Annotated in this window: 14 protein-coding genes; 9 read left to right on the top strand and 5 right to left on the bottom strand. The window is 74.9% G+C overall.

Features of this window, described 5'->3' with window-relative positions; all coding sequences use genetic code 11:
• The first annotated feature begins 54 nt into the window (after positions 1 to 54).
• Both AC5R91_RS26140 and AC5R91_RS26135 read left to right on the top strand, forming a co-directional pair.
• On the top strand, positions 55 to 243 hold the full coding sequence (locus AC5R91_RS26140; RefSeq protein WP_495393941.1) for a hypothetical protein: 189 nt from the start codon (positions 55 to 57) through the stop codon (positions 241 to 243).
• Between the two features lie 19 nt (positions 244 to 262).
• Positions 263 to 838: a GNAT family N-acetyltransferase gene (locus AC5R91_RS26135; protein WP_495393940.1), complete on the top strand. Its 576-nt coding sequence runs from the start codon at positions 263 to 265 to the stop codon at positions 836 to 838.
• Positions 839 to 850: 12 nt separating this feature from the next.
• Here the strand turns inward: AC5R91_RS26135 and AC5R91_RS26130 are convergent, their stop codons facing one another.
• Both AC5R91_RS26130 and AC5R91_RS26125 read right to left on the bottom strand, forming a co-directional pair.
• On the bottom strand, positions 851 to 1,288 hold the full coding sequence (locus AC5R91_RS26130) for an SsgA family sporulation/cell division regulator (RefSeq protein ID WP_495393939.1): 438 nt from the start codon (positions 1,286 to 1,288) through the stop codon (positions 851 to 853).
• Positions 1,289 to 1,524: 236 nt separating this feature from the next.
• Positions 1,525 to 2,502: a DUF3710 domain-containing protein gene (locus tag AC5R91_RS26125; RefSeq protein ID WP_495393938.1), complete on the bottom strand. Its 978-nt coding sequence runs from the start codon at positions 2,500 to 2,502 to the stop codon at positions 1,525 to 1,527.
• Positions 2,503 to 2,818: 316 nt separating this feature from the next.
• On the opposite strand from AC5R91_RS26125, the gene AC5R91_RS26120 reads away from it, so the two are divergent.
• The 4 genes from AC5R91_RS26120 (at position 2,819) to AC5R91_RS26105 (ending at position 6,411) form a co-directional block, all read left to right on the top strand.
• Positions 2,819 to 3,733 carry a mechanosensitive ion channel family protein gene (locus tag AC5R91_RS26120; RefSeq protein ID WP_495393937.1) on the top strand — a complete coding sequence of 305 codons (915 nt, stop codon included), beginning with the start codon at positions 2,819 to 2,821 and terminating at the stop codon, positions 3,731 to 3,733.
• Positions 3,734 to 3,890: 157 nt separating this feature from the next.
• On the top strand, positions 3,891 to 4,361 hold the full coding sequence (locus tag AC5R91_RS26115) for an Rv3103c transmembrane domain-containing protein (RefSeq protein WP_495393936.1): 471 nt from the start codon (positions 3,891 to 3,893) through the stop codon (positions 4,359 to 4,361).
• A 516-nt stretch (positions 4,362 to 4,877) separates the two neighbouring features.
• The gene (locus tag AC5R91_RS26110; protein WP_495393935.1) at positions 4,878 to 5,249 is read left to right on the top strand and encodes a LapA family protein; all 372 of its coding nucleotides are present in this window, start codon (positions 4,878 to 4,880) and stop codon (positions 5,247 to 5,249) included.
• A gap of 10 nt (positions 5,250 to 5,259) precedes the next feature.
• Positions 5,260 to 6,411, top strand: a complete 1,152-nt coding sequence (locus AC5R91_RS26105; RefSeq protein WP_495393934.1) for a YihY/virulence factor BrkB family protein — start codon at positions 5,260 to 5,262, stop codon at positions 6,409 to 6,411.
• A 69-nt stretch (positions 6,412 to 6,480) separates the two neighbouring features.
• Here the strand turns inward: AC5R91_RS26105 and AC5R91_RS26100 are convergent, their stop codons facing one another.
• The 3 genes from AC5R91_RS26100 to AC5R91_RS26090 all read right to left on the bottom strand — a co-directional run bounded on the left by AC5R91_RS26100 (position 6,481) and on the right by AC5R91_RS26090 (position 10,435).
• Positions 6,481 to 6,987, bottom strand: coding sequence for a universal stress protein (locus tag AC5R91_RS26100; RefSeq protein WP_495393933.1), 507 nt, complete (start codon positions 6,985 to 6,987; stop codon positions 6,481 to 6,483).
• A gap of 122 nt (positions 6,988 to 7,109) precedes the next feature.
• A complete protein-coding gene (locus AC5R91_RS26095; protein ID WP_495393932.1) occupies positions 7,110 to 9,944 on the bottom strand; it encodes a WD40 repeat domain-containing serine/threonine protein kinase in 2,835 nt (944 codons plus the stop codon).
• 56 nt (positions 9,945 to 10,000) lie between these two features.
• Entirely contained in the window at positions 10,001 to 10,435 is a 435-nt protein-coding gene (locus tag AC5R91_RS26090; RefSeq protein ID WP_495393931.1) for a hypothetical protein, read from the bottom strand.
• Positions 10,436 to 10,439: 4 nt separating this feature from the next.
• Here AC5R91_RS26090 and AC5R91_RS26085 point away from each other — a divergent pair, with 4 nt between their 5' ends.
• The 3 genes from AC5R91_RS26085 to AC5R91_RS26075 all read left to right on the top strand — a co-directional run bounded on the left by AC5R91_RS26085 (position 10,440) and on the right by AC5R91_RS26075 (position 14,051).
• Positions 10,440 to 11,768 carry a hypothetical protein gene (locus AC5R91_RS26085; RefSeq protein WP_495393930.1) on the top strand — a complete coding sequence of 443 codons (1,329 nt, stop codon included), beginning with the start codon at positions 10,440 to 10,442 and terminating at the stop codon, positions 11,766 to 11,768.
• Between the two features lie 261 nt (positions 11,769 to 12,029).
• A complete protein-coding gene (locus AC5R91_RS26080) occupies positions 12,030 to 12,665 on the top strand; it encodes a hypothetical protein (protein ID WP_495393929.1) in 636 nt (211 codons plus the stop codon).
• A 177-nt stretch (positions 12,666 to 12,842) separates the two neighbouring features.
• Positions 12,843 to 14,051 carry an HAF repeat-containing protein gene (locus AC5R91_RS26075; protein ID WP_495393928.1) on the top strand — a complete coding sequence of 403 codons (1,209 nt, stop codon included), beginning with the start codon at positions 12,843 to 12,845 and terminating at the stop codon, positions 14,049 to 14,051.
• Positions 14,052 to 14,075 lie beyond the last annotated feature (24 nt).

The following is a 14,075-nucleotide window of genomic DNA, read 5'->3' as shown; positions in this document are numbered from 1 at the left end:
CGTTTCGTCACCTCGGCCGGGAACCCATCGCATATTCGGCAAAAGGTAGGCGTCGTGCCCCATCGTTTCGTTGCCGGCGACGGTCAGCTCATCGTGCTCGACGTCTGGCGGCCCACCGAGGCCTTCCACCAGTTCTTCATCGACCCACCCGCGCTCGACATCCTCATGCGGGACGCCGGGGTCGTCGACCCGCCCGAGATCCCCGTCTGGCAACCGACCGAGGGCGCTCCCGAAACCCCCTGACCCCTCCACCGATGGGAGGATGACGGTCGTGCCCGACGCCGGATCACGCCCCGTTCCCGGTCCACGCCCCGCGGCCGCGCTTCCGGCTCCACCGCCGCAGGACGGGATCATCCTCGCGACAGCCCGGGACGAGGACGCGGATCAGATCGTCAAGCTGCAGTATCTCTGCTACCAGTCCGAGGCCGAGCTGTACGGCGACCACTCCATCGCGCCGCTGACGGAGACCGTCGCCGAGCTGCGCAGCATCCTCGCCGCGGGCGGTGACGGGCGGCGCGGCGACGCGACGGTCGTCCTGGTCGCGCAGCGCGGCTGGGAGGTGGTGGCGGCGGTGCGCGGGCAGCTCGACGGCGACACCTGCCGGGTCGGCCGGCTCGTCACCCATCCGCGGCTGCGCCGCCGGGGGCTCGCCAGCCGGCTGCTCGCCGAGATCGAGCTCCGCCACCCCACCGCCACCCGCTTCGAGCTGTTCACGGGCGCCCGCAGCGTCGACAACATCCGCCTCTACACCCGCTGCGGGTATCGGGAGACCGGGCGAGCCGTCGACGGCGGCATCGAGATGATGCTCCTCGCGAAGCCGGCCGGGGCGCCCGCCTGAGCGGGCGGGCCGTCAGGGGTTGCGGGTGCGCAGGAGGGTACGCAGCTCCGCGTTCCAGTCGATGCCCTCGCTCTCCCGGCCCGTCGGCACCTTCTCCTCGATCTCCGCGAGGAACCGGGTGACGATCGAGCGGGGCAGTTCGAGGTCGGCATGCCCGGACGGGCTGGACAGGGAGACGGTGACGACCGCACGCCCCTCCGACCGGGTCGGCCGGATCCGCACGTCCCCGGTGCCGGTGGGGCCCTGCGTCCCCTCCGCCAGCAGCGTGCGCGCGAAGATCCAGGTGATGGATTCCCGGCCGGGGCGCAGGATCAGCTCCACCGCGAACGGATCCGCCGGATCGTAACGCAATGTGCCCGCAACGGAGGCTCGCGCACCGTCCTCCGTGACGAAGTCGGCGGAGAGATCGCGCACCACGACATGCGCGGGCGTCGAACTGTGACGGAGCATCGCTGCCTCCCAACACGGTCGGATCCGACCCTGTCAGCATCGCTCCCGCCACGCTCCGGATCAGCCGCCCGAGGGGCCCCTGTGTACAGGCGGAACAACCCGACGCCCACGGGCCGATCAGCACAAGCGCGGGCGAAACGGCGGGCGGCCCGCGGCGCTCGGACGTCAGCCCAGGTGGCGAGGCGCCCAGGAGGCGGAACGCAGCAGGGGCCCCGCCCTGAGGGCCGTTTCCCGGGTCAGCCCCAGGTGGTGAGGTTGCGGCTGAGGCCGCCGACCGGTGCGCCGATCACCTCATGGCTGGTCCCCCGCGTGTCCAGGACGATGGCGCCGGACGGTCGGATCCGACCGAGCTCGCCGTCGGGGTCGTCGTCGGTGTCGCCGCCGGAAGCGCCGGGAGAGCCGCCGGGAGCACCCTCGTGGCCGACATCGGCACCGCGGCGGGCGGCACCGGGAACGATGGGCGGATCGCCGTCCCGGTCGGTGGGTCGGCGCAGCGGCAGGGCCGCGCCGCGCGGGGCCGCCCGCCCGCCGCGCAGCACGATCACCCCACGCAACACCTCGTCGACGAGGACGTCGGCGTCGGCCGGCGCGGCGGCCGGCGCCGTGACCACTGCCCGCAGAAGCCAGCGCGGTCCGTCGAAGCCGAGCACACGCACCAGCCAGGCCTCTCCGGCAGGCGCCGCCCCCGCCCCAGGCGCCAGCTCCGGGCCCTGCGCCGCCCCCGCGCGGCATGCCCCCTCCGCACCGGGGGCCGTCTCCGCACCGGGGGCCGTCTCGACCGTGAGCCGAAGCTCCGCCCCGCAGTCGCCGACGCTTTCCACGACCGGCCCGCACGTCCTCGGCCCGGTCCAGGGGGCGAGGCCCGCGAGCCGCTCGCCGGGCGATGCGCGCAGCTCGCCGCGTGTCTCCTCCCACAGGCTCTGGCTCTTCGGCGCCGCGTACGCGGCGAGCGTCATCGCCGCCCGGCCGGCGCTCACCTCGACGGCGACGCCACGGCCGGTGTCCGGATCCGTTCGCAGGTCGACGGTGACGCCGGCCGGCACGGGTACGACGAGCGAGCCCAGATCGAGCCGGCGAACCCGGTCGTTCGGCGCGTCGGCGAGGTCGTAGGGCCCCGGGGGCGACTCGCGGCGGCCGGCGGGGACGCCCGCGGGATAGTCCGATCGGTCATCGGCGTTGGCGCCGAGACGGTTGCGGCCAAACCTTCCAAACATCCCGACCGCCCTCTCCACCTGGCAACCCGTCCAGGATCGCCGATCTCCCGGCCGGTGTCGACGCGGACCGGGATTCAGGGAACGCTCGTGTGACCTCGAGCCGGTGTGTACCCGTTGGGTAGACCGAGGGTAGGTTCGGGGGGGTGAGCGGAGTTCGACAGTCCCGGCCGGCGCCGCCGGCGACGAACCGTCCGCGGCCACCCGCCCCCGGGTGTCGCCCGGGCGGACGGTCGGCAGCACACGCCCCTCACCCGGGCCGGCAGTCGTCCGCGCGGGTGACGCACCCGGGTGGCCCGTGCCCGCTCCGCCGAGTCGCATGATCGGCGCTGCCGGCGCGTCCACGACCGTGATCACGGCGTCCGCTCCCCTGAGCGACATCGGTCACTGGGCCCGCGGCAGTGGCCTGGAGATCGTGCTGCTGGTGACGGGGGCGGCGCTGCTCACCCGGTTGGCGACCTGGCTCGGCGACCGCGTCACCAGCCGGATCGACGTACCCGCCACCGGCGCCGACCGGGTGGTGCGCACGGAGGCGGCCAAGCACCGGCATGCCGTCGCCCAGGTCGTCACCTGGGTCGTGCTGGTCATCGTCTACTGCCTGACGGCAGTGCTGGTGCTGCAGCGCTTCGGTGTGCCCCTGACCGGCTTCGTCGCGCCGGCGACGATCGTCGGTGTGGCCCTCGGCTTCGGTGCGCAGCGGGTCGTGCAGGACATCCTCGCCGGGTTCTTCATCATCGCCGAGCGCCAGTATGGCTTCGGCGACCTGGTCCGCCTGCTCGTCGCCGGCGGGCCGCCGACCGGGTCGACCGGCACGGTGGAAGAGGTCACGCTGCGCATCACCCGGATCCGGACGACCAGCGGCGAGGTGGTCACCACGTCCAACGGACAGATCGTCCAGGTGATCAACCTGTCCCGGGACTGGGCCCGCGCGATCGTCGACGTGCCCATCCCGGCGACCGCGGACCTCACCACCGTCAGCGACCTGCTCAACCGGGTCGGCGCCGAGGCGTACGCGGACGAGACCCTGCACGCCCTGCTCCTCGACGCCCCGACCGTGATGGGAGTGGAGAGCATGGACCTCGACGAGTTCAAGATCAGAGTCGTGGCCCGCACCCAGCCGGGCCGGCAGTTCGAGGTGGGCCGGACGCTGCGGGCGCGCATCGGCACCGCCCTGCTGCGGGAGGGCATCATCGTGCCCACCGATCTCGACACCGCCGCCCCCACCTCCTCGTGACCCGCCTCGGCCTCGTCACCCGCCCCAGCCTTGCGAGTCGCCCCAGCCTTGCGAGTCGCCCCAGCCTTGCGAGTCGCCCCAGCCTCGTGAGTCGCGTCGGCCTCGTGAGTCGCGTCGGCTCCACGGCGCGCCCCGATCCGACCAGGCGGTGCCGAGCATGACCACGCTGTCCTCGCTGCGGCCGGTCCAGTTCCTGCAGTCGATCCACATGCGCCGCTCCACCATCGCCCTGGTGGTGTTCTTCCTGCTGACCGTGGCGCTGTACCTGCTGGTCCGCCCGACCCCCGAGCGCGTCGTGCAGAGCCGCCGCTCGGCGCAGACCACGCAGGCGACCGTGACCGACGGGTCGGACGACAGCGGCGTGGTGAGCACGCCCAAGCCGCATCGCGCCACCGCGACGCCGACCGGCTCCGCGACGCCCACGCCGAACCCGTCGCCCACCGCCACCGGAGATCCGGCGGCCACGGCGACCCCCACCGCGCCGTCGACCCCCCTCTCCCCGACCGCGACCGCCGACGCCGGCTCGGGCCTGCGGTCGGACGGCACCGCGACGACGCCGGGCGCCATCGTGCCGGCACCCTCCGCCACGCCCGGCCTCGACTCGTCGGGAACCACTACCCAACCGTGACCCAACCACCCAAAGCCGCACGATGTCAGACCACGGAAAGACCACGCATGGCCACCCGAAAGTGGGGATATAGACCGGCCGGTTGGGTAGAGACCGGCCATGACCACACCGCCCACCCCCGCATCGCCCGAGGGCGGTGCCCCGCGAGCCGGGACCGGTCCTACGGGATCACCGAGGTCGACGACCGAACCGATTCCCGCAACCCAGATGCCGACCGGCGCGCCGCCGCCGGCCACCGCGTTCCCGGCGCCGCCCGCGTCCGGTGCCGCCCCGTACGGCCAGGCGCCCCCGCCTGCCCCGTACGGCCAGGCGTCCCCGCCCGGCGCGGCGCCGGGGCAGTACCCGCCGCCGACCGCCGCGCCCGGATCACCGACCTCTCCGCCGACCGCGCCAGGATCATCGCCCCCGCCGACCACCCCGCCGGGTGCGGGACGGCCGCCGGGTGCGGGACGGGGCGGGCGCGCCGAGCGGACGCACATTCCGGTGACCCGCACCAGCCGGGTCTGGACGACGGTGGTGCTGTTCGCGCTCGTCCTCATCCTTCTACTGATCTTCATCCTGCAGAACCAGGACGATGTGAAGCTGTCGTTCCTCGGGGCGCACGGGTCGATCCCGCTCGCCGTCGCGATGCTGTTCTCGGCGGTAGCCGGCGCGCTTCTCGTCGCGATTCCCGGCGTCGGCCGCATGATCCAGCTCCGCAAGATGGCCCGGCGCGGCACGGCGGCCGTCCCGGCCGGTTCAACCGGCGTGGCTGGCTCGACCGGGGCGGCTGGCTCGAACGGCGTGGCTGGCTCGAACGGGCCGGCTGGCTCGGCCGATCGACCGGTCTCCGCGGATCCGCCGGCCGGCAGGCCCGCCAAGAAGCTGCTGCACCGCTCGGCTCGGTAACCGACTCGCGATGAGAGGGCGCCGGAGGGACGGCCGGGCCACCGGCGAGCGTGCCGCCGCCGCACCGGACACCGGTGCCGGTGGCGAGGTCGGCGATCAGTCCGCGATCGGGACCGGCTCGGATGCCGGAACCGGGCAGAGCCCGGGAGCGGTGGTGGTGCCCGACCAGGCGGTGCTGCGGGATCAGGCGGTGGCGGCCGTGCGGGCGGCCGACGGGCCGGGGCAGGTCACCGAGCTGCCCCGGCGCTCCTGGTTCGGGGTGTTGCGCCGCACGGTCCACGAGTTCATGGACGACGATCTCCCCGACCGGGCGGCCGCGCTGACCTACTACGCGGTGCTCGCCGTCTTCCCCGCGCTGCTCGTGCTGGTGTCGCTGGTCGGCCTGCTGGGCCGGTCGACGACGGACCGCCTGCTCGACAACATCGAACAGCTCACCCCCGGTGCCGCGCGCGACATCCTGCACAATGCCGTGAACGGGCTGCGCGACAGCGCCGGATCCGGCGGGGTCGTCGCGATCCTCGGCCTGGCCGGCGCGCTGTGGTCCGCCTCGGGGTACATCGCCGCGTTCATCCGCGCCGCGAACGCCGTCTACGACATGCCGGAGGGTCGGCCCGTCTGGAAGATCGCACCGCTGCGGCTGCTCATCACGATCGCCCTGGTGGTGCTGCTCGCGGTCAGCTCGGTGATCGTCGTGTTCAGCGGCGCGCTCGCCGAACAGGCGGGCACCGCGATCGGCCTGGGCCATGAGGCGATCACCGCCTGGTCGTTCGCGAAGTGGCCGGTCCTCGTGCTGATCGTCACGGCCATGATCGCGCTGTTGTACTGGAGCACGCCCAACGTGCGGCCGCGGGGCTTTCGCTGGCTGACGCCGGGCAGCGTGCTGGCCGTCGTGATCTGGCTGGTCGCGTCGGGCGCGTTCGCCTTCTACGTGGCCACGTTCGGGTCGTACAACAAGATCTACGGGACGCTCGCCGGCGTGATCGTCTTTCTGGTGTGGCTGTGGCTGTCGAACCTGGCGGTCCTGCTCGGCCTGGAGTTCGATGCCGAGATCGCCCGGGCGCGGGCGATCTCCGCGGGCCTCGACGAGGGCGTCGAACCGTATGTGGAACCGCGCGACACCCGCGCCTGGCCGCGCCCGCGCCGACGGGTCGCCCGGAACTGACGGGGCGCGACCGCCCGAGGACCCGACAGCCGGCAGCCGCGAGACGAGCAGCGGGCCGGCAGTGACGGGCTAAGGGACAACGGTCACCGGCCACAGGCCGCTGCGGACCAGCCGGCTCGCCAGGGAGCCGATGAGCCGGTGCCCGGCGCTCTCGGACGCGCCGACGACGACCATGTCGGCCTGCACCTCGGCGGCGCTCCGCTTGATCCCGTCGAAGGGGTCACCGGCGCGCACGAGGAACCGGATGGGCACGCCGAGCTCCTCGGAGCGTTCCTGGATCGACGAGCGCACCTCGGCGGCGATCGAGTCGATGACCTGTTGGACCGCCTCGCCGGCCGGGGCCGGGGACAGCGCCGCCCAGACCGACGGCGACGCCACGTACACGACGACGAGCCGGGACGCCTGCCGGCGGGCGAGACCCGCCGCGAACGCCGCCGCGCGCATCGCCGTGCGGGAGCCGTCCACACCGGCGAGGATCGCCCGCGGGCCGTCCGTGCCGAGCTCGAACCGCCCCGGCTGCCAGACCGGCCCGAAGTCCTCGACCAGCATCACCGATGGCCCCATCTCAGCACTCACACCTGCAGTCTTTCGCACCCGACGGCGTCTGAACACCGGCCGGGCGCCGACAGCGCGAGCCGGTGGTCGACGTCAGACGCAGGGCCACCTCAGGCGCCGGCCTGGCTCAGGCGCTGGCCGCCTCAGGTGCAGGGCTGGTGGTAGGGCATCGACGCGAACGCGTCGGTCCACTCCTCCTGCGTGATCCGGTTCGCCGGGGCGGCGCAGGCGGCGCGGGCGAGCAGGCCCGGGTCGGCCTCCCACAGCCGCAGCGTGCCGTCGTACCCGGCGGACAGCACGACGCCGGTGCCGGCGACGAACGTGACCGTGCTGATCGGGCGGGTGTGCCCGTGCCACTGGGTCAGCGTGACCGGCGCGGCGGGGTCGGTGACGTCGAACAGGCGCACCGTCTCGTCGTCGCCGCCGGATGCCACGAGCGCGGGGGCGGCGCCACGGGCCACGCTCGAAACCCCGCCGAGCTGCCCGGCGACGACCGCCTGCGGGACGGGACGCCCGGGGTCGCGCACGTCCCACAGGCGGACGGTCGCGTCGACGCCGCCGGTGACGAGCAGGCCGCCGTCACCGCTGAAGGTCACGGCGCGCACCGCGCGGGTGTGCCCGCGCAGGACCGCGCCCGGCGTGGGGTGGGCCGCGTCGCGGATGTCCCACAGCCGCACCGTGCCGTCCTCCCCGGCGAGGGCCAAGGTCCGCCCGGCGGGGGCGAACGCGACGGCGTAGACCCCGCCGGTGGACGTGTCGGCGCGGGAGCGCCGCGTCGGGCTGGCGGGGTCGGTGACGTCCCACAGCGCGAGGACGCCGTCGGCCCCGGCGGAGGCGAGGGTGTTGCTGTCCGGGCTGAAGGCGACGGTGCGCACGGCGTCGGTGTGCAGGCTGGCGACGGACCAGCGCCGGATGTGGGCCGGGTCGTGCACGTTCCACAGCCGCACCGCGCCGTCGGTGCCGCCGGAGGCGAGCAGGTCGCCGCCGCCGTTGAAGGCCAGCGCGCCGATCCAGCCGGTGCTCGCCACCGAGCCGAGCCGGACGAGTCTGGTCCGCTCGGCGACCTCCCACAGGGTGATGACGCCGTCCGTCCCGCCGGTGGCGACCCGGCTCCCGTCCGGGCTGACCGCCGCCGACAGCACGGCGCCGGGCCCGGCGTCGACGGTGGTGGGGGCGACGTCGGCGCCGAACAGGGCGATCATTGCGCTGCGGGTGGCCGGCGAGCTCGGCGCGGCGGTGTAGGCGGCGAGGGCCAGGCGGCGGGCGAGCCCGCTGTCGTTGTCCTGGAGGGTGATCGCGCGGGTGGCGACCGAATCGGGCACGTTCGACGCGGCCGACCCGTTCCCGCCGCGACCGACGAGGACCACGATGAGGCCCGCGGCGACGGCGATGACCGCGACCGCCGCCACGATCAGCCACGGCCGGCCCGAGCGGCGCCGCCCGCGCGCGGACGCCGGTGCCGCGTCCTCGGCGCCCGCACCGGACGCACCGCCGGCTGGCCAGCCCGCGACGTCTCCCCCGCCGGCCCCGGCCCTCGCCCCGAGCCCGGATCCCGCCCCAAGCCCGGGTGCGGCTGCGCGCCCGGATCCGGCCCCGGCCGCGGGTGCGGCTGCGGGGTCCGGCTCCGGAGTTCGGGCGACGCCGCCCGGCGCGTGGCCGGCCGCGTCGCCCGCCAGGCGCTCGCCCACGCCGCCGCGGGACTCGGCCTCGGTCCAGACTGTGACCAGGCCGTCGGTGGCGTCCGGCGGGCTCGCCCACCATCGCTCGGCCGGCTGCCAGACGGGATGCCGACCTGACGGGGACGCCTCCCCGACCGGCCGGGACGGTGCGGACCCGGAGGTCGCGGCCGGCGGACCGGACCGGACGCTGCGGTCGCCCCGGTCCGCGGGCGTCGGGGGGCCGGAGAGGTCGGCGCGCGCAGGCGTCGGCGGGAAATCGGGCGGCGGCCCGACGGGCTGATGATCCGTGATGGGGGTGACGGGAGTGAGGGGGCCCGCGGCGGCTGGGGTGGGGGGCGGCTGGGTGCCCCGCGGGGTGGTGTTCAGCGGCCGGATGAGCGCGGTCACCTCGGACAGCGACAGCGGCGGCTGCGGCACCGCGACCGGCGCGTCGGCCCGCAGGTCGAGCAGCCGGGCGTAGAGCTCCTCGGCGCGCGGCCGGTCCGCGGCGACCTTGCGCATCGCGTCCTCGACGAGCGGGCGCAGGCTGTCCTCGAACCCGTCGAGTGCGGGCGGCTCGTTCACGGTCCGGAACAGCAGCCCGGGCGTCGGGCCGCCGCCGAACGGGTAGCGGCCGGTCCCGGCGTAGATGAGGACGCCGCCCCAGGCGAAGACGTCCGCGGCCGAGGTGACCGGCTCGCCCTTGGCCTGCTCGGGCGCCATGAAGGTCGGCGTCCCGAGCTGGCGGTCCCCGCCGTGGTCGAGATCGAGCCTGGTGGCGGTGTCCAGGGCCCGCGCGATGCCGAAGTCGATGACCTTGGGGCCGAGCCGGGACAGCAGGATGTTGGACGGCTTGAGGTCGCGGTGCACGATGCCGGCCCGGTGGATGGCCATCAGGGCGGTCGTCATGCTCACGGCGAGCTGGTGCAGCTCCGCCGTGCTCAGCGGGCCGCGCCCCACCACCGCCTCGGCGAGCGTCGGGCCGTCGACGAACTCGGTGATCAGGTAGGGCTGCTCTGCGGTGATGTCGACATCGAGGACCGCGGCGGTGCAGAACCGGGCCACCCGACGGGCGTTGTCGGCCTCCTGCTTCAGCCGCGACCGGAACTCGGCGAGGCGGGCGAGGTCCGGGCGGATCAGCTTGACGGCCACCTGCCCGCCGGTGGGGTTCACCCCCAGGTAGACCGTGCCCATGCCGCCCGCCCCGAGCCGGCGCAGCAGGCGGTAGGGGCCGACCTGGGTCGGCTCCCCGGACCCGGGCCCGGGACGGCGGTCGTGCGCGCCGTCGGCGGTGGCGCCGTGACCGGATGGGTGGGACATCGGTGCGTCACTCCCGCCCTGGTCGTCGAGGAAGCCGGCCAATGCTCGGCCGGCGGCTAGCGGCGCTGCGCCCTGGCCCGGCGCCGGCCCCGAGCCGCGAGCTGGTAGTGCACGGCCAGGAAGGACAGCGCGAGGAACAGCGGCAGCAGGACCGACGACGCCGTCGCGCTGGTGTCCGCGGAGACGAGCACCATGTCGATGCCGGCGTCGAGGTCCTTGCCGCAGTCCGCCCTGACCGGGCGGTAGCCCGGCCGGAAGCTGGCGAACTGGACGACAGTCTCGAAGGTACCGGCCTGGTCGGCGACTGCCCGCCCGACGAGTTCGCCGCTGGCCGTGAGCACGGCCGGCGCCCCGGGCCGGCAGCCGGCGCCGCGGGCGAACAGGGTGTCCCCCGCGGTGACGACGGTCCGGTCGAACAGCAGCTCCCCGGGTTGCGCCTCCCGCGCCACCGGGGTGCCGACGGGCGGTTCCGGTGCCCCGGCGGGGAGCACCGGGGTGCACTTTCCGAGCACGCGGACCGTGCCCTTCGCGCAGCGCGGCGGCGCCGGGACGGCGCACTGCTCGTCGAGGGGCACCGCGACGCCCCCTGGGCACAGCCGCCGCCCGGCCGGGCAGTCCAGCGTCGCCGCCCGCACCGAGCCGTCCCAGCAGACGACCGGAACCGGCGGTGACGGCGTCGGAGCCGGGCACGCCTCACCCACCGGCACCCCGACCGGCGAGCCGGCGCAGAACCGCTGCGGCAACGGGCACTGGTCGGCGGTGGCCCGCACCGACCCGTCCGGGCAGGTGACCGAGGCGGCGTGCGGCGACGGCGAACCGCTGGTCGGCGTGGGCGCGGCCTGGTCGGTCCGGGTGGCGGTCGGCGAGGGGCAGGGCGTGGCGGCAGCCGCCGCCGGGCCGCGGGGGCGAGCCGGGGCCGGGCTCTCGCACGGCGGCTGCGTGCCGCAACCCGGCGCCGGCGACGATCCGGCGGGGCAGGGCGTGGAGCAGGGATCGGTGGACGGCTCAACCTCGACGACGGGCGAGTCCGGGAGCGCGGGCTGCGGGCTGCAGGTCGGCGCATGGCAGTTTCCGGCGGGAACGCCGCGGGACGGCGCTGGGCACGTCGGGGTGGATCCGCAGGTCCCGTTCGGGCCGGGGGTCGCGCCGGTCGGGCACACCGGCGGAGACGTCGGGCAGGCACCGGCACCGGCCTGCGCCGGGCAGGCCGTCGGCGTGTGCGTGCAGTCCCCGCCGGCGGCGACGGTCGTCCCACTCGGGCAGGCGGACGGAGTGTTCGTCGGGCCGGTAGGGCTGGGCGTGTCCGAGGGCCCTAGGCCGCTCGGCGACGGGGAGTCCTCGCCGTCGGGGGTCTGCGGCGCGGGTGCCGGAGTCGTCGGCCTGGGCGGGGGCTGCGGCGCGGGATCCGTGGTCGGAGACCCCGAGGTTGCGCCGCCGGAACTCGGCGGCGTGCCACCCGACGGGGACTGGCCACCCGACGGGCCGCCGCCGGTGGAAGTACCCCCGGCCCCGCCGGAACCCGACTCGGCTGCGGAACCCGACACAGCGGCGGCACCCGACGAATCGGCGGAATCCGTCGCGACTGCCGAATCCTGCGCGCCGGCGGAATGCGGCGGGGCGTCGGTGGCCGTCGCGGCGGCGTTCACGCCCGCCAGCCGGGGTGGCCCGGCCAGGCCGCCGGCCACCCCCGCTCCCACGCAAAGGAGCAGAACGCCGAGAAAGACGGTCGGCACGACGCCGCGCCGAGACCGCCCCATGAGCCGGTCAGCCGATCGATGGCCAGACACCAGTGCGCCCCCCCGGGTGCGACCGGCAACACGTTGAGGCCGGCCCGTCCCCACGACCCGCGAAAACACGTGATGCACGTTTGGTGGAAGTCCCACCATACGACGATCGTTAGAATAACAGCAGACCGGCCGCGCATCCCGGTCGCGGGGGGAAGTAGTGACAATCGCAATGCCGGCCGCGCGGCCGGCTCGGGAAAGAATTCTTATCACTGTTTGCCTGGCGGCGTGCCTCGGTTGGCTCATGTTGTCTGCGGCACCCGCTGCCCGTGCGGTACCGGGGGGTGGCGTGGAGCTGGCCGTGACCGTCGACGGCCAGCCGCTCGGCCGGGGCGATCTCGTCCTCGACGCCGGCGCGGTAGCCCGAGTGGTGGTCGGCGTGCAGAACCTGAGCCGGTCGGACGTGGACGTCGACTCGGTGCGGCTGAGCGGCACCGTGCTGGGCCTGACCTTCTTCGACTACGACACCCGCGTCCGCACGACGGTGCCGGCCCGCGGCTCGGCGAACTGGACGGTCGATCTCGACATCCGGGACCTGGACGGGCGGGCCACCGGGCTGATGCCGGTCGAGGTCGCGCTGCGGGACACCGATCTGCACACCGTGGCGAAGGCGTCCGGAACCGCGAGCGTGCACGGCTCGCTGCTGTCCGTCTACGGCCTGTTCGGGCTCGGTCTGCTGGTCCTGATGGGGCTGCTGTGGGCGGTGGCGCTGCTCCCGCTCGGTCGACACGCCACGCCGGCCACCTGGTGGCAGCGGGGGTTGCGGTTCCTGCCCGCCGGCTGCGCGGTCGGGTTGTTCGGCGTCTTCGTCCTCTCCGCGACCCGCCTGCTGTCGCCCACCACCGCCGTCGACGCCTCGCTGACCGTCATCTCGGCCGCCGTCTGCTTCGCGGTCGGCGCCCTGCTTCCACGGCTGACCGCCGCCCGTCCCGGCTGACACCACCCGTCCCACCGGTCGCCAACCGTCCCGCCGGTCGCCAACCGTCCCGCCGACCGCCGGGGCGTGTCGCTCATTGACGACACCGCAACCTAGCGCCACCCTTCAACTCCATAGGGTAGTTGCACGGTGGAGAGCGCCAGGTCCTCCGTCGGGCGGACTGGGAAGGCGGACCACGTGCCGAACGACCGCAGGACATTCATGCGGCTGGCCGCGCTGGCCGGCGCCACCGCTCCACTCGCGCTCGGCGCGGTCACACCCGCCGCGGCAGCGACGGGCGACGCCGCGATCGGGACCGCACCGGCCGCGGTGCCGCTGCCGCGTTCCCCGTTCGGACGGCCGCCGGTGCTCGTCCCCGGCCCCAGTCTCTACAGCGCGGGCCGGCTCAGGGCCGGGAACGCCGCCGGGCTGCTCGTCGGTAGCTGGGACGACTTCCCGTACAGCGCCATCGGCGGCATCTGGCGCGACGGGACCGTGCACTTCCTCGACGGCAGCAACGATCCGACGGCCGTGAACGAGGCCGGCGTCGTCATCGGCGACGTGGTGAGCCACTACGACCGCCAGGCGTTCCGCTGGTTCAACGGGAACTACCAGCGGCTGGGGTTCCTCGGCGGCACCAACACCATCGGCGGATACCGCAGCAGCGCGAACGCCGTCAGCCGCAGTGGGGCCGTCGTCGGTTACAGCAGCACCGACAGCGGCGCGCAGCACGCCACCCTGTGGCAGGACCTCCGGCCGCAGGACCTCGGCACCCTCGGCGGCCCGTCGAGCGAAGCCGTCGACGTGAACGCCGCAGGCCACATCGTCGGCTCCAGCGCGACCGCCGCCGGGCAGTCGCACGCCGTCGTCTGGTTCGGGGGGGCGATCCACGACCTCGGCACCCTTGGCGGCTCGTCGAGCACCGCCGTCGCCGTCAACGAGCGCGGGCAGATCGTCGGCCACAGCGAGACCGCGGACGGCCACCGCCGCGCCGTGCTGTGGGACCGGGGCCGCGCGATCGACCTCGGCACCCTGCCCGGCGACACCACCTCCAGCGCGGTGGCGATCAACAACGCCGGGCAGGTGCTCGTCAGCTCGTACGGGACCACGAACGGCGCCTTCCTCTGGCAGGCCGGGCGCAGCACCCCGCTGCGGGTGGCCGGCAGCTCCGTCGAACCGGCCGACCTGAACGACCAGGGGGTCGCCTGCGGCACGGTGACGGCGTCCGCCGACGGCACCACGCGCGCCTTCCGCTGGCAGGCCGGCGGGCTCACCCAGCTCGCCACCCTCGGCGGCTCCTACGGCAACGCGTGGGCCGTCACTCCCACCGGGATCATCGTCGGCTCGTCCCGCTCGGCGAGCTCGCCGGTCCCGCAGGCGGTGTTCTGGCCTGCCCCCGGCCGCTGAACCCACCACCGAGGCAAAGCGGCG

Source organism: Frankia sp. BMG5.60 (genome assembly GCF_059428125.1).
Note: the sequence above shows the minus strand (reverse complement) of the source record. Positions and strands in the feature narration are given on the sequence as shown.